Source organism: Salisediminibacterium halotolerans (assembly GCF_003814815.1).
Lineage (GTDB): Bacteria > Bacillota > Bacilli > Bacillales > Salisediminibacteriaceae > Salisediminibacterium > Salisediminibacterium halotolerans.
Genome location: NZ_RKQQ01000002.1, coordinates 392,653 through 407,365, shown reverse-complemented (window position 1 = coordinate 407,365; position 14,713 = coordinate 392,653). Strand labels below are relative to the sequence as shown.

General features: G+C 46.0%; 15 protein-coding genes and 2 riboswitches. Of the genes, 2 read left to right on the top strand and 13 right to left on the bottom strand.

Translation table 11 applies throughout. The features are described from left to right. The first annotated feature begins 104 nt into the window (after positions 1–104). Positions 105–1,103, top strand: a complete 999-nt coding sequence (mreBH, locus tag EDD67_RS04960; protein WP_121438872.1) for a rod-share determining protein MreBH — start codon at positions 105–107, stop codon at positions 1,101–1,103. 76 nt (positions 1,104–1,179) lie between these two features. Next, on the top strand, positions 1,180–1,713 hold the full coding sequence (locus tag EDD67_RS04955; protein ID WP_158638140.1) for a DUF309 domain-containing protein: 534 nt from the start codon (positions 1,180–1,182) through the stop codon (positions 1,711–1,713). A gap of 19 nt (positions 1,714–1,732) precedes the next feature. Here the strand turns inward: EDD67_RS04955 and ribH are convergent, their stop codons facing one another. The 13 genes from ribH to EDD67_RS04890 form a co-directional block, all read right to left on the bottom strand. Continuing rightward, the gene (gene ribH / locus EDD67_RS04950; protein ID WP_093071588.1) at positions 1,733–2,200 is read right to left on the bottom strand and encodes a 6,7-dimethyl-8-ribityllumazine synthase; all 468 of its coding nucleotides are present in this window, start codon (positions 2,198–2,200) and stop codon (positions 1,733–1,735) included. Positions 2,201–2,221: 21 nt separating this feature from the next. Then, positions 2,222–3,421 carry a bifunctional 3,4-dihydroxy-2-butanone-4-phosphate synthase/GTP cyclohydrolase II gene (locus EDD67_RS04945; RefSeq protein ID WP_121438874.1) on the bottom strand — a complete coding sequence of 400 codons (1,200 nt, stop codon included), beginning with the start codon at positions 3,419–3,421 and terminating at the stop codon, positions 2,222–2,224. 12 nt (positions 3,422–3,433) lie between these two features. Next, positions 3,434–4,093, bottom strand: coding sequence for a riboflavin synthase (gene ribE / locus EDD67_RS04940; RefSeq protein WP_121438875.1), 660 nt, complete (start codon positions 4,091–4,093; stop codon positions 3,434–3,436). Next, positions 4,074–5,171 carry a bifunctional diaminohydroxyphosphoribosylaminopyrimidine deaminase/5-amino-6-(5-phosphoribosylamino)uracil reductase RibD gene (gene ribD, locus EDD67_RS04935; RefSeq protein WP_121438876.1) on the bottom strand — a complete coding sequence of 366 codons (1,098 nt, stop codon included), beginning with the start codon at positions 5,169–5,171 and terminating at the stop codon, positions 4,074–4,076. Before ribD ends, ribE begins: the two co-directional genes overlap by 20 nt. Before the next feature lie 160 nt (positions 5,172–5,331). Beyond that, positions 5,332–5,482, bottom strand: a riboswitch (FMN riboswitch). Between the two features lie 494 nt (positions 5,483–5,976). After that, the gene (locus EDD67_RS04930; RefSeq protein WP_121438877.1) at positions 5,977–6,411 is read right to left on the bottom strand and encodes a peptidylprolyl isomerase; all 435 of its coding nucleotides are present in this window, start codon (positions 6,409–6,411) and stop codon (positions 5,977–5,979) included. 72 nt (positions 6,412–6,483) lie between these two features. Further along, positions 6,484–7,824, bottom strand: coding sequence for a diaminopimelate decarboxylase (lysA, locus tag EDD67_RS04925; protein WP_121438878.1), 1,341 nt, complete (start codon positions 7,822–7,824; stop codon positions 6,484–6,486). A gap of 71 nt (positions 7,825–7,895) precedes the next feature. Further along, positions 7,896–8,072: riboswitch (Lysine riboswitch) on the bottom strand. Positions 8,073–8,200: 128 nt separating this feature from the next. Next, positions 8,201–9,502: a pyrimidine-nucleoside phosphorylase gene (locus tag EDD67_RS04920; protein ID WP_121438879.1), complete on the bottom strand. Its 1,302-nt coding sequence runs from the start codon at positions 9,500–9,502 to the stop codon at positions 8,201–8,203. Beyond that, positions 9,489–10,355: a purine-nucleoside phosphorylase gene (locus EDD67_RS04915; protein WP_121438880.1), complete on the bottom strand. Its 867-nt coding sequence runs from the start codon at positions 10,353–10,355 to the stop codon at positions 9,489–9,491. Before EDD67_RS04915 ends, EDD67_RS04920 begins: the two co-directional genes overlap by 14 nt. A gap of 17 nt (positions 10,356–10,372) precedes the next feature. After that, positions 10,373–11,182 carry a purine-nucleoside phosphorylase gene (locus EDD67_RS04910; RefSeq protein ID WP_121438881.1) on the bottom strand — a complete coding sequence of 270 codons (810 nt, stop codon included), beginning with the start codon at positions 11,180–11,182 and terminating at the stop codon, positions 10,373–10,375. A gap of 3 nt (positions 11,183–11,185) precedes the next feature. Continuing rightward, on the bottom strand, positions 11,186–12,376 hold the full coding sequence (gene deoB / locus EDD67_RS04905; protein ID WP_121438882.1) for a phosphopentomutase: 1,191 nt from the start codon (positions 12,374–12,376) through the stop codon (positions 11,186–11,188). A 151-nt stretch (positions 12,377–12,527) separates the two neighbouring features. After that, the gene (xerD, locus tag EDD67_RS04900; protein ID WP_121438883.1) at positions 12,528–13,421 is read right to left on the bottom strand and encodes a site-specific tyrosine recombinase XerD; all 894 of its coding nucleotides are present in this window, start codon (positions 13,419–13,421) and stop codon (positions 12,528–12,530) included. 128 nt (positions 13,422–13,549) lie between these two features. Next, a complete protein-coding gene (fur, locus tag EDD67_RS04895) occupies positions 13,550–13,984 on the bottom strand; it encodes a ferric iron uptake transcriptional regulator (protein WP_093071598.1) in 435 nt (144 codons plus the stop codon). A 178-nt stretch (positions 13,985–14,162) separates the two neighbouring features. Next, positions 14,163–14,708: an NUDIX hydrolase gene (locus EDD67_RS04890; RefSeq protein WP_121438884.1), complete on the bottom strand. Its 546-nt coding sequence runs from the start codon at positions 14,706–14,708 to the stop codon at positions 14,163–14,165. Between the last annotated feature and the right edge of the window lie 5 nt (positions 14,709–14,713).

Sequence of the window (14,713 nt, the reverse complement as noted above, 5' to 3'; positions counted from 1 at the left end):
GACCATATTTTTTCATATTTTATTTTTCTGTCGACCGTCAAGAAATACCATGTTACAACGGAAGAAGTTATGGTAACTATACATTCATTGCAGGAGGTTCAATTATGTTTCAAACAACAAGCATCGGTATTGATCTTGGTACAGCAAATATTTTAGTATATACAAAAAACAAAGGTATGATCATTAACGAACCATCAGTCGTCGCGCTGGACGTAAATACAAATGACGTTTTGGCCGTCGGTGAAGAAGCTAAATCGATGGTCGGAAAAACACCTGGAAATATTGTTGTCGTCCGGCCGTTAAAAGATGGTGTGATTGCTGATTATGATGTAACAAAAAGCATGTTAAAGCATATTATGCAAAAAGCTTCAAAAGTGATCGGCGGATCGATTCGCAAACCGAATGTCGTTGTCTGTGCACCGACAGGAGCTACTTCAGTCGAAAGACGGACGATTGAAGACGCGATTTCTTCATACGGGGCTAAAAATGTCCATTTAATCGAAGAACCCGTTGCGGCAGCAATAGGTTCTGATCTTCCGGTCGCCGAACCGATCGCGAACGTTATTTTAGATATTGGCGGAGGCACGTCAGAAGTAGCGATTATTTCTTTCGGCGGCGTCGTTTCAAGTCAATCCGTTCGTGTTGCCGGCGATCAATTAGACGAAGATATTATGCAGTTTATCCGCAAGCGAGAAAATGTTGCGATCGGTTATCATACGGCTGAACAAATCAAAAAAGAAATTGCATACGCCTCGATTAATCATCCAGAACAAACCTTTGAAGCGCGCGGAAGAGATCTTGTCAGCGGTTTGCCAAAAACGATTCAGCTCTCATCTCATGAGATACACTATGCCATCCAAGACTCATTAAATATCATTTTAGAAGCTCTGAAAGAAACGCTGGAAAACTGTCCTCCTGAGCTAAGCGGCGACATCGTCGATCGGGGGGTAATGATTACAGGCGGCGGATCGTTTATTAACGGCATCGAAGATTGGCTTTCCGGTGAAATTGATGTACCTGTTCATATTGCCCCGGCTCCGCTTGAATCCGTTGCGATCGGAACATACCGTTCATTAGAAATGATCAAATCGATCTCGAGATAATCCCCGTGCTGAGTTTCTTCACAATCGGCCGCTTATCATTTATGATAGGGTCAGATAAGAAATGGAGGACTGGTTGATGGCGCATTATGAAGAAGCTTATCTTGACTATTTAGTGCATTTTCACAGCACCCGTGATTATTTTGAGTGTCATGAGATCATGGAAGACCACTGGCTGGAAAGCGGCAAAGATGTGCGCTGGCTGGCGTTGATTCAGCTCGCTGTAGCCGTTTATCATGAACGGCAAAAGAACTGGAACGGGAGTTACCGGCTCTATGAACGCACTCGGCAGCATATATTGGCTAACTCGCAAATGCTCGAAAGCTTGGCAATTGATGAAAACAAACTCCTCATGATGTTGGAAGAACGGCTAGAACGAATCCACTTGCGGGGAGAATATGAACCGTTCAACTTGCCGCTGCAAGATGGGGAACTGATTGAATCGGCTCGGTTGCGTGCAGAAGAAAAAGGCTTGCATTGGCAGTCTGACGATTCCGACGATCCATCTTTAAACCCGATGGTCAGCAGACACAAAATACGCGACCGCTCTGAGGTTGTTGAAGCCCGTGAGAAAGCGTTGGCTGAAAAACAAAAGAAACGGGAAGGACAATAATGTCCTTCCCGTTTTATGCTTACATCAGCGATTGGTTTAATGTTGCCATTTCAATCGCACTGACCGCGGCTTCAGCTCCTTTGTTGCCGGCTTTTGTACCTGCACGTTCAATTGCCTGCTCGATTGTATCCGTCGTGACAACACCGAAAATAACCGGTACGCCGGAGTTCATCGACGTTGATGCCACACCTTTGGACACTTCGCTGCAGACGTAGTCAAAATGGGGGGTTGAACCGCGAATAACCGTTCCGAGCGTAATCACCGCATCATATTTGCCTGATTCCGCCATTTTTTTTGCAATCATCGGTATTTCAAACGCTCCGGGCACCCAAGCCGTATCAATGCGATTTTCATGAACCCCGTGCCGGCGAAGCGTGTCTTCAGCGCCAGCCAATAGCTTGCTCGTAATAAAATCATTAAAACGGCCTGTCACAATTCCGATTGTTAAATCTGTTCCTACTAAATGTCCTTCAAATGTCTGTCCCATCCTCATCATCCTCCAATATTGTTAAAAGTGCAGCATATGACCGAGTTTCTCTTTTTTCGTGCGCAAATATTTTTCATTTTGAGCAGAGTGCGGCATTTGCAGCATCACCCGGTCAACGATTTCAAGATCATAACCGTCAAGCCCTTTAATTTTACGCGGATTATTGGTCAATAGACGCATCTTGCTGATCCCCAAATCACGGAGTATTTGGGCGCCAATTCCGTAATCGCGCAAATCAGGAGCAAAACCTAGCTTCTCATTCGCTTCGACAGTATCATAACCTTCTTCTTGCAGTTTATATGCTTTCATCTTATTCAGCAACCCGATTCCGCGACCTTCTTGGCGCATATACAAAAGTACTCCGGAACCGTTTTCTTCAATTTGTGCCATCGCAGCTTCAAGCTGCGGACCGCAATCGCAGCGTTTCGACCCGAATACGTCACCGGTCAAACATTCCGAGTGCACGCGAACTAATGTCGGTTTTTCTCCGCCAACTTCGCCTTTTACTAACGCAATGTGCTCTTTGCCATCGACTACATTTGAATAACCGATCGCGCGAAACTCGCCCAGTTCCACCGGCAGGTCAATTTCAATTTCGCGCTGAATCAATTTATCTTTACGGTTGCGGTATTTAATCAAATCTTTAATTGTAACCATTTTCAGATCATGTTCATCGGCGGTCGCCCGCAAATCAGGCACCCGAGCCATCGTGCCGTCTTCTTTGATCACTTCACAAATGACGCCGGCCGGTTTTGCACCGCTCATCCGTGCCAAATCGACCGCAGCCTCCGTATGACCCGCGCGGCGCAAAACACCGCCTTCTTTAGCAACGAGCGGAAAAACGTGGCCGGGGCGCTGAAAATCGGCAGCGACGGCTTGATCATCAATCAGTGCTTTTAATGTCATCGAGCGTTCCGGTGCAGAGATTCCCGTGCTTGTATGCTTATGATCCACGCTGACGGTAAAAGCCGTTCCGTGCGGATCGCTGTTGCGGTCAACCATAGGAAACAAGTCGAGTTTTTTCGCTCGGTCTTCGGTAATCGGCGCACATACTAAACCGCGGCCGTGCTTTATCATAAAATTGACAACCTCAGGAGTGGCTTTTTCGGCTAATGCAACGAAATCTCCTTCGTTCTCACGGTCTTCATCGTCACAAACGATAATGACTTCGCCTTGCGCCAATGCATAAATCGCTTCTTCAATCGGATCAAAGTTCCCCATGTTATTTCCCCCTTAAGATTTAAAACCGTGCTCGTTCAAAAATTCTTCAGACAGTTTTTCTGACGGCGCTTCTTCCGCTTCAAACCTGCGGACAAGCAGTTCCTCCATATATTTTGACAGCATATCGCATTCGATATTTACAACGTCGCCCGGTCCTTTTGAGCCGATCACTGTTTCTTCCAACGTATGCGGGATGATGGAAATCGTAAACGTATTATCGCTCAGACCAAAGATTGTTAAACTTGTGCCGTCTACCGCAACGCTGCCCTTCATCATCATATATTTTCTTAATCGCGGGTCGATCTCGATGTCAAAGTAAACAGCATTATACTCCGGTCGTTTCGCACGGATCGTTCCCAGACCATCAACATGGCCACTGACAAAATGGCCGCCAAAGCGTCCGTTTGCTGCCATGGCACGCTCAAGGTTCACTTCAGAACCGGCTGCCAGCCCGCGAAGACTCGTATTCCGAACCGTTTCCGGCATCAAATCCACTGTAAAGCTGTCATCTGAAAATGACGTCACCGTCAAACAAACCCCGTTCACTGAGATGCTGTCCCCCGTGTGAATATCATCTAGCACTTTTTTACCTGCAATCGCCATGACGATTGCATCCCCGGACGGCTGCATCCTTCTGATTTTTCCTTTTTCCTCAACGATCCCGGTAAACATTTGACATCCCTCTTTTGTAAATAAATTTTATATCAGAACCGAGCATGTATTGTTTAGTTAATGTTAATTTTTCCGCATTCGGAAGATGATGAATGCCTTCGCCGGAAAAGGATGACTTTGCGTCTTTTCCTCCAAGAAGAATCGGAGCTAAATAGTGCACGACTTGATTAAATAAACCGGCGCGCAAAAAACTGTCATTGATCATACCGCCGCCTTCTACTAATAAAGAAGTGACATCTTTTTCTGCAAGCCGTTCTAAAACCTCTGCAACGTCAGTTGGATCAAGCGAAAGGATTTTTGCTCCCTTTTCTTTTAGCAGCAAAGCGCCGGCACTGTCTGCAGCCATTGAGGTGACAATCCAAGTCGGAGCTTTCTCATCATTGAGCACTTTCGCGTTTAACGGTGTCCGCAAGTGACGGTCGAGAATAATCCGCACCGGATGTTTCCCGCCACCGGGGAGCCTTGTCGTCAGCGAAGGATCATCGGCAATAACAGTATTTACACCGACGAGAATAGCATCGTGCTCTTTTCTGAGGCGATGTCCGTCCTCACGCGCCTCTTCTCCGGTGATCCATTGCGATTCACCGCTGGTCGTTGCGATTTTGCCATCAATACTCGAAGCCAATTTCATCGTCACGTAAGGCTTTTTGGTTTTTATATAATGAAAAAAAATCTCGTTTAACGTATCCGCTTCTTCTTTTAAACAGCCGCGTTCAACTTCGATACCAGCATCATATAAACGGTCATAACCGCGGCCGGAGACTTTCGGATTCGGATCATCTGAAGCAATTACCACCCGTTTGATCCCCGAATCGATTAAGGCATCAGCACACGGCGGTGTTCTGCCGTGATGCGCACACGGTTCTAATGTTACGTACGCATCAGCTCCGTAAGCTTTATCGCCGGCCATTTGCAATGCGAGCCGCTCTGCGTGCAGTTCGCCTGCCTTTAAATGAGCAGCCATTCCGACTATATCACCATTGTTAACGATGACGCAGCCGACGAGCGGATTTGGCGAGGTTTGCCCTTTTGTCTTTCTTGCCAGCTCGATCGCAAGCTTCATATATTCTTCGTCCATGTCTATCCCTCTTCTGCAGCAATATAAAACACCCGGAAGATATCCTCCCGGGTGTTTAAAAATATGGTCAATGTAAACGGCGGATAACCGTACACCTCTAAAGGCATACAAGCAGAATTTCAGCAGAAAGGGTACACTTCTCCCGCTGTCAAATATCCGTCCGTTCCTTCTCCCATCCAGACTTTACTGTCGGCTTTGGAGTTCCACCAAATCCACCTTCTCTTTCAATCATGAAAGATCCGGGTCACGGACTGAGAAGCTTGCGCCTCATCACCGCCGGTTGGGATTTTCACCCGACCCCGAAGGAACATCATTTAACTGTGATTGTGTTGCATCAGCGTGCACAGTCAATCTTTTTGAGAAAGACTGAACAATCTGTTATGTATATAATATATCACTTGGTAATAAAAGCTTCAATCTATTTGTTTAAACAGTTTGAAATTATTTCACTTCTTTTTCAGTAATGATTATGACAAATCATTAAAAAAACATCCGCATAGGCGGATGTTTTAGAGTGTTGACAAAGGCGTGACATTGATTGATGTCATAATAAAAGGAACGGATGACTACGCATTGTCCGGCTTCTTTGAATCGAGTGTATTCATATAAAGGAAGCCACGCATCCACTCCTCCGACGCCTCCGGGAAAGCAAGAGACGAAGATCCGGATTCGGCGGTCTCAGGCCGCCGAATACTAGCTGAGTCCTTGCCCGGGGCAAGCGGAGGGTAAGTGGCTGCGTGGCTTACGTCAAAATAATAATTTGTCTACAATCTGAAACATCTGCATAGGCGGATGTTTTAGACTGTTAGTCGTCATACACTTCGACTGTTTTCATAATATCACCTTGGTTGATCCGGTCGACAGTTTCCATCCCGTCAATCACTTTGCCAAACACCGTGTGAACACCGTCAAGGTGAGGCTGCGGAGCAAAAGCAATGAAAAACTGGCTCCCGCCTGTATCTTTTCCGGCATGTGCCATCGAGAGACTTCCGCGGTCGTGTTTATGCGGATTGCCCTCAGTTTCACATTTAATCGTATAACCCGGGCCGCCGTTGCCTATTCCGTTCGGACAGCCGCCTTGTGCGACAAAACCCGGTATAACGCGGTGAAAATTCAACCCGTTATAAAACCCTTCGTTTGCGAGTTTTTCAAAATTTTCCACTGTTCCCGGCGCTTCACTAGGGTAGAACTCAATAACAATCTCTTCTCCGTTTTCAAACGAAATTTTTCCTTTTTTCATCTTTTTCCCTCCACAGCTGCTTGAAAATGTTTACAATATCAGTGTAGTATAAATCAACAGAAAATGAAACGTTTATTTCGCTTCTGTCACACCTGCCTTTGGAGCTGTTTTCGAATAGCGGTGTTCGTTGCGCAATAAATCGGTGTACGATTCCCGTTCAATTACACACTCATGTTCTCCGTTCTCCACAAAAACAACAGCAGGGCGAAGCATCCGGTTGTAATTGCTGGCCATCGCATAGCCATAAGCTCCTGTAGAAGCTACCGCGAGGAGGTCTCCTGTTTCGCTTTTAGGAAGCTGTAAATCCCAAATCAGCATATCACCGCTCTCACAGCAGCGGCCCGCGATTGAAACGAGTTCGTCACAGGCGCGGTCCGCCTTGTTCGCTAGAACGGCTTCGTATTCAGCTTGATATAGAGCCGGCCGAATATTATCAGTCATACCGCCGTCGACAGATAAGTACGTTCTTAAATGCGGTATGTCTTTTCTCGAACCGATTGTATAAATCGTTGTACCCGCCTCGCCGACGAGCGCGCGTCCCGGCTCAATCCATATTTCCGGCACGTTTTCACCGATTTTGGCTGCTTCTTCACGCGCCGCTGTAACCATCGGTTCAATATACGACTCGAGCGGGAGCGGCTCATCGTGCTTATTGTAACGAATGCCAAACCCGCCGCCAACATTAAGCACTTCAGGATAGTAACCTAATTCGTCTTTCCAAACAGCCAGCGAACGGTAAATTTCTTTAACAGCTTGTTCAAAACCTTCCGATCTGAAAATTTGCGAACCAATGTGTGAATGAACACCTTGCAGATGAATATAATCATGATTCAATGTTAATTCAATCGCTTTTTTCGCCTGGCCGCTATTTAAATCAAAACCGAATTTCGAATCTTCCTGGCCTGTCGAAATATACTCGTGCGTATGCGCTTCAACTCCGGGCGTTATTCGGAGCAAAACGTTAACGATTTTCTTTTCTGCTTCGGCAATGCCCATAAGCCAAGTCAGTTCAGTGAAATTATCCGCAACTATGCAGCCGATACCGGCTCTGACAGCCATCTCCAGCTCGTCCGGTGTTTTGTTATTCCCGTGAAAATGAATACGCTCGACCGGGAACTCGGCTTCAAGAGCTGTATACAACTCTCCGCCGGAACAAACATCCAAACTGAGCCCCAGTTCATCGGCAAGCTGAAACATCGCCAGGCAGCTGAAAGCTTTACTGGCATAAGCAACTTGATAATCAACGCTTTCTGCATCAAAGGCTTTTTTAAACGCCTCAGCCCGGTTTCGTATATCTTTTACGTCGTAGACATACAGCGGCGTCCCATACGTTTGCGCCAGTTCAGATGTGTCCACTCCGCCAATCTCTAACCGGCCTTGTTCATTAATCTTGCTCGTTCCATATAATCCCACGGGGGTCACCCCTTTCTTTTATTGCACGAAAAAAGAATGAATGCATATCACACTCATTCCGGTCATCAATATGCGCGGTCAGTGCTTCACTGCATGGCATGCGTGCAGTGACAGTGCTGCCTTTATTAAAGACAGCCCCAGCTGTTTCGAACGTTAGTTTTAAACAGCTTCGGCAACTTTGCCTTCCAGACACGTTCGTCTATTGACGAAAACATCTTACTCATCGCAGCTGCGCCTCTGCCTATTCAGCTTTTCAGTGCAACTACCTTAGCACAAACAATCACCAATTTCAAGTTTAAACCCGCAACTTTGCCAAATAAAACAGCAGTGAAGAAGCACTTCACTGCTGGTAGATTTCGCGATTTTACTTGCGAGATTACGTAATCACATCATAAATTAACGTCGGTTTTTCAGTCTTTTCTGCTGAAATAGTGTATGATTCAAGCACTTTTGCTCGCGCATCTTCTACACCTTGACCGTTCGTGTACAAAGTGACTAACGGCTCATCTTTTTTCACTTGATCGCCAATCTTTTTGTGCATTTCGATCCCGACCGCCAAGTCGATTTCAGAAGTTTTTGTTGCCCGTCCGGCTCCCAATAACATCGCCGCTGTTCCGATTTCATCCGCTTCAATTTCAGAGACATACCCGTCTCTTGGTGCGGCGACGGTCACATGCTCTGCCGCTTGGGGAAGTTTTCCCGGCTCGTCTACGACCGTTTCGTCTCCGCCTTGCGCGGAAACAAATATTTTAAATTGCTTCAGCGCTTTGCCGGTTTTTATTGCCTCTTCCAGCTGTTGGCGGGCATCGTCAAAATCAGCAGCTTTCCCGGCAAGGACAGCCATATGGCTTCCCAGTGTGAGACAAAGTTCGGTTAAGTCATCCGGGCCGTTGCCTTTCAGTGTGTCAATCGCTTCTTGTACTTCCAGCGCATTACCGATCATATTGCCGAGCGGCTGATTCATATCTGAAATCACGGCTGAGGTGTTGCGGCCGAGGTTTTTCCCGATTTCAACCATCGCCCGCGCTAATTCCTGCGATTCTTCCAGTTTCTTCATAAATGCCCCGGCTCCGGTTTTTACATCTAAAACAATCGCATCTGCACCGGAGGCGAGTTTTTTACTCATGATTGAACTGGCAATAAGCGGAATGGAGTTTACGGTTGCCGTGACATCGCGAAGACCGTATAACTGTTTGTCTGCAGGAGTTAAATCTGCCGTTTGTCCGATCACAGCAGCTTTGTTCTCATTAACTAAACGGATAAATTCATCATTAGATATTTCAACGCTGAATCCTTTCAGCGATTCAAGCTTATCAATCGTTCCGCCGGTATGACCGAGACCGCGTCCGCTCATTTTCGCTACCGGCACGCCGATACTTGCGACCAGCGGAGCCAGTACGAGAGTTGTTGTATCTCCTACCCCGCCAGTAGAATGTTTATCAACTTTAATACCTTCTATTGCAGACAGATCAATGGTATCGCCGGACTGGACGATTTCCTCAGTCAGCCATGCCCGTTCATCCGGATTCATGTCTTGAAAATAAACCGCCATTGCCCAAGCACTGATTTGATACTCCGGGATTTCCCCGCTCGTATAACCAGATATGATAAAACGAATTTCCTCTTTTGTATGCGGCTTGCCGTCCCGTTTCTTTTCGATCAGATCAACCATTCTCATCATTTCCGCCTCCTTCGATTGTCCAAATATCCTTTTCGCTGTCTTGCAGGATTCCGCGGACTAAATTTTTAAATCGGGGCTTCGCTTTTTCCGCTACTGCCATGACTTCTTCATGAGTTATGCCCTCAATCGTCTCGCCAATCGCCATGTCAGTAATACAGGAAATCCCAAGAATATTCATGTTCATATGCCGGGCAACGGTCGCTTCAGGGACAGTTGACATCCCTACCGTATCTCCGCCTAATTTTCTAAGCATAATCAATTCAGCAGCCGACATATACGTCGGACCGCTGACAGCTGCATAAACGCCCGACTGCAGTGAATCACCGAGTTTATCCGCCGTTTTGAATGCTAACTGCCGCAAATCTTCAGTATACGTTTGGCTCATATCCGGAAAACGCGGGCCGTAATCGCTTAAGTTTTCCCCAATCAGCGGATTCGTTCCCGTAAAATTTATATGGTCGTCGATAATCATCAAGTCGCCTGCTTGAAACTGTTCGTTCATTCCGCCGCAGGCGTTCGTTACAATCAGACTCTCGCAGCCGAGTTCACGCATAACCCGGACAGGAAAGGTGATTTCCTGCATTGAGTAACCTTCGTAAAAATGGAACCTTCCCTGCATGGCAGCGACAGTTTTCCCCTCCAACTGACCGATGACGAGCTGACCTTTGTGACCGGCAACGGTAGAAGTCGGGAAATAAGGAATATCTTTGTACGGGAGGGCGGTTTTATTTTCAATTTCCTCGGCAAGTTCTCCCAGTCCGGAACCTAATATCATACCGATTACCGGTTTGTCCGCCGCACGTTCACGAATCCACTCTGCTGATTGCTGAATCATTTCGTTCGTGATCATGATCTTTTCACCTCGGGTCAGTTGATTTTTTGTATGATCGCTTTAATAAACCGTAAAAAATCTGCTTTGACTTGTTCTGTCGTTTCAATAACTTCATCATGGGTCAATGGCTGATCCAAAATACCGGCAGCCATGTTTGAAATACAAGATACTCCCAGTACATCAAGCTCTGCATGACGGGCCGCAATCACTTCAGGAACCGTCGACATTCCAACAGCATCCCCGCCGATAATGCGCATCATCCGAACTTCCGCCGGTGTTTCATACGCAGGTCCGGTATTGCCGACATAGACACCGTTTTGTGTCCGGATATCCAGCTCTTCCGCGGTCTGTTGGGCGATAGCGATCAGTTCAGGGCTATACGCTTTGCTCATATCCGGAAATCTTACTCCGCCTGCGTTAGGGCCGATCAACGGATTGGTGCCGAACCAGTTTATATGATCATTAATGATCATTAAATCACCCGGCTGATACGCTTCATTGACACCTCCGGCAGCGTTTGTCACGATCAGTTTTTCAACGCCGATCGCTTGCATAACACGTACAGGCAGCACAATTGTGCTCATATCATGGCCTTCATAGTAATGGAAGCGGCCCTGCATAGCTACAACTGTTTTGCCTTCCAATTCCCCGATGATAAGTCTTCCTTCATGTCCGGCAACTGTCGATTCAGGAAAACCGGGAATATCCGCATAATCCAGCTTAACCGGATCTGTAATTTCATTTGCAAGCACGCCAAGCCCTGAGCCGAGAATTAAGCCGATAGACGGAGATGATTTCAGGTGTTTTTCGATCCAAGCTTTAGCCTGTAATACGCGTTCATCCATTTTTCATCCCTCCTGCAAATCGTTTAAAAAACTGTTGCCGTGACCTGTTCCCTTAACGCCGAAGTTTTCGGCAACGGTAGCGCCGACATCAGCAAATGTTTTTCGGGTGCCGAGATCTTTAACATTTTGATGGGAAGGGCTGTAAGCGATTAGCGGGACGTATTCCCGAGTGTGGTCCGTGCCGTGATGCACCGGATCGTTTCCGTGATCAGCTGTGATCAGCAGCAAATCATCTTCTTTCAGCTGCTGCAGCACCTCCGGCAAGCGCGCATCATACTCTTCCAGCGCCTTCCCGTAGCCGATCGGATCGCGTCTGTGACCGTACTTCGCATCAAAATCAACGAGATTTAAAAAGCTTAAACCACGGAAGTCCATTTTTAATGTTTCGTTCAATTTATCCATTCCATCCATATTATCTTCTGTTCTAAGCGATAGTGTGACGCCTTCACCGTCATAAATATCGGAAATTTTACCGATCGCAATCGAATCGTAGCCGGCATCAGCAAGTTCGTTCATGACTGTACGGCCAAACGGCTTTAATGCATAATCATGTCGGTTTGAAGTCCGCTCCCACTTACCGTCTTTCCCGACAAACGGACGGGCGATCACACGGCCGACCATGTACTTCTCATCTTTAGTCAGTTCGCGGCACATTTCACAAATTTCCCACAGCTCTTCAGGCGGAATGACTTCCTCGTGCGCAGCAATTTGCAGTACGGAATCAGCTGATGTGTAAACGATCAAAGCACCGGTCTCTACGTGTTCCTGGCCGTAATCATTCAATACTTCGGTGCCGGAATAAGGCAAGTTGCACAACACCTTCCGTCCTGTGCGTTCCTCAATCTCTGCAATTAATTCATCAGGAAAACCGTTCGGAAATGTCCGGAACGGAGCGTCAATATGAAGGCCCATAATTTCCCAATGACCAGTCATTGTATCTTTTCCGACCGATGATTCTTCCATAACACCGTAACTTCCAATCGGTTTTTCAACGTCTGTCATCCCTTGATAACTTTTCACTTTCGTTAAACCGAGACGGTCCATATTCGGCATAGTCAATCCGTTCATTTCCTCAGCAATATGCCCGAGTGTGTCAGCGCCTTCATCATTAAAATCTTTAGCATCCGGTGCTTCGCCGATCCCGACAGAATCCATTACAATTAAAAAAATACGGTTAAATTTGCTGTTGCTCATATAAAAATCCTCCTTCATTAATCTGTATTGCTTTTCATCACTAATTACAGGTGCGTTTACCTTTGCCCCTGTTTTCAAGCATCTTGGACATTTTTCGGCTGTTTCGATGTCTGAGGTCAGACAACTTGTTCGCTATTCAGTATTTTTAGACTTACGCGCGCGGATGGTATTTCGAATAGACTTCTTTCATCCGAAGCTTTGTTACATGCGTGTAAATCTGCGTCGTTGAAATATCTGCGTGACCGAGCATTTCTTGAACAGAACGAAGGTCTGCACCATTCTCAAGTAAATGTGTCGCAAATGAATGCCTTAACGTATGAGGTGTCAGTTCTTTTTTTATGCCTGTTTCGTCCGCAATTTTTTTTACTATTTTCCAAAAACCTTGCCGGCTTAGCGGACGTCCGTGATGGTTAACAAACACACGGCCCGCGTCTTCTGCGTTGTTAACTAACCGGCTGCGTCCAGATTCAATATAATCTGTTAACGATAATGAAGCCTTTTCACCAAGCGGAACCATTCGTTCCTTGTTTCCTTTTCCGATCACGCGAATAAAGCCCATGTGAAGATGGATATCAGCCATGCCGACACCGATCAGTTCACTCACGCGCATCCCTGTTGCATACAAAAGTTCAAGCATCGCTTTATTTCTTAAATTAAGCGGAGTTCTCTGCTGACAACATTGCAGCAGGCAGTCAACTTCTTCATTGGAGAGAACATTAGGCAATGATTGCGCTTTTTTGGCCCGATCAATTTGCTCGGTAGGATCATGGCGGACTTGTTTTTCTCGCAACAAAAATTGGTGGAACGATCGAATCGATGATAGCGCCCTGGAAACAGTAGCATCTGCAAAGCCTTTGTCATTTAAAAAATAAAGATAGTGCAAGACGGATTCTTTCGTCACAGCAGAAACTTCAGTGATGTTTTTTTGATCGTTTAAAAATTGAATATACGCTGTTAAATCCCGCTCGTATGCTTCCGAGGAATTTGATGCCAATCCGCGTTCAATTACGAGGTAATCAATGAATGTCTTTAATTCGTTGTGCAACAGCTACGCCCCACTTTTCATGCCATAATGCCCATACCTAGAATACCATAAATGAAAGGATCTGTGCACCCGCGCCCCCAAAAAATGATGGCGTTTTCAAAAAAATTAAAATCCGGTCAGTTCCGGATTTATTTACAGCGATGACAAATCCCGTGAAATGTTAGCCGGTGATCCTTAATGGCAAAATTCCAGCGTTTTTCAACAACTTTTTCCACTTCTTCAAGCAGATCTTCTTGAATCTCATCCACCGAACCGCATTCAATACAAACGAGATGGTGGTGAAAGTGATCCGCTCCTTCTTGACGCAAGTCGTAACGGGATACACCGTCGCCGAAGTTGATCTTATCTACAATTTTTAGTTCAGTTAAAAGTTCCAGCGTCCGATAGACCGTTGCTAAGCCGATTTCGGGATATTTTTCTTTCACAAGCATATAAACATCCTCGGCACTTAAATGATCATCTTCATTTTCAAGCAGCACTCTAACAGTCGCTTCCCGCTGAGGGGTTAATTTATAACTTTGTGAATGGAGCTGTTTTTTGATCCGTTCTATCCGCTGTTCCATAACTTCCTCCTGTCGCATTGCATCCAATAACAGCTTATAGGGTACCTTTCGCATTGCATTATACCTAATTGAGAAAAGGAGTGTCAAATGAGAATAATTATCGCTATTTAATTATAATTATTATTACTTGATAATGAGGCTGTGAGTACGGTCTTACGACGGGTTGCCGTTTCTTTGCTTATTTCGACCGCGTTTGTAAAAGTTCCCAATATTGCACGGCGTATGCGGTTTTCGCATCATGAATTTCGCCATTTTCAATCATTCTTTTTGCTTCTTCAAACGTAACATCTACCCGCTCGACAAATTCATCATCATCCGTCCCGCTGTCTCCGGCCGTTAAGCTGTCTGCCAGAAAAAGGTGAACAATTTCATCTGCAAAACCCGGACTTGTATAAAATGAGAGAAGTTTCGTCATTGATGCAGCGCGCAACCCTGTTTCTTCCTCCAGTTCACGAATTGCGCATTTTTCCGGACTTTCTTTATTCTCTAATTTTCCGGCGGGAATTTCAGCAATTGCTTTTTGCAGCGCTTTTCGGTATTGCTTTACAAGAATCAGTTTCCCCTCTTCGGTGAACGCAATTACGGCGACTGCTCCCGGATGATAAACGAGTTCGCGCCTGCTTGTGTTCCCGTCAGGTAAATAAACCTCCTGCACTTCAACATCAATCAAACTTCCGTTAAAAATTATTTCTCTGCTTTTTGTTTCTTCTCGATTCGATTTCATTGTAT

Coding starts and splice junctions, on each gene's coding strand:
- mreBH (WP_121438872.1), top strand. CDS start 105: ATGTTTCAAACAACAAGCATCGGTATTGATCTTGGTACAGCAAATATT.
- EDD67_RS04955 (WP_158638140.1), top strand. CDS start 1,180: ATGGCGCATTATGAAGAAGCTTATCTTGACTATTTAGTGCATTTTCAC.
- ribH (WP_093071588.1), bottom strand. CDS start 2,200: ATGGGACAGACATTTGAAGGACATTTAGTAGGAACAGATTTAACAATC.
- EDD67_RS04945 (WP_121438874.1), bottom strand. CDS start 3,421: ATGGGGAACTTTGATCCGATTGAAGAAGCGATTTATGCATTGGCGCAA.
- ribE (WP_121438875.1), bottom strand. CDS start 4,093: ATGTTTACCGGGATCGTTGAGGAAAAAGGAAAAATCAGAAGGATGCAG.
- ribD (WP_121438876.1), bottom strand. CDS start 5,171: ATGGACGAAGAATATATGAAGCTTGCGATCGAGCTGGCAAGAAAGACA.
- EDD67_RS04930 (WP_121438877.1), bottom strand. CDS start 6,411: ATGAAAAAAGGAAAAATTTCGTTTGAAAACGGAGAAGAGATTGTTATT.
- EDD67_RS04920 (WP_121438879.1), bottom strand. CDS start 9,502: ATGAGAATGGTTGATCTGATCGAAAAGAAACGGGACGGCAAGCCGCAT.
- EDD67_RS04915 (WP_121438880.1), bottom strand. CDS start 10,355: ATGATCACGAACGAAATGATTCAGCAATCAGCAGAGTGGATTCGTGAA.
- EDD67_RS04910 (WP_121438881.1), bottom strand. CDS start 11,182: ATGGATGAACGCGTATTACAGGCTAAAGCTTGGATCGAAAAACACCTG.
- deoB (WP_121438882.1), bottom strand. CDS start 12,376: ATGAGCAACAGCAAATTTAACCGTATTTTTTTAATTGTAATGGATTCT.
- fur (WP_093071598.1), bottom strand. CDS start 13,984: ATGGAACAGCGGATAGAACGGATCAAAAAACAGCTCCATTCACAAAGT.
- EDD67_RS04890 (WP_121438884.1), bottom strand. CDS start 14,708: ATGAAATCGAATCGAGAAGAAACAAAAAGCAGAGAAATAATTTTTAAC.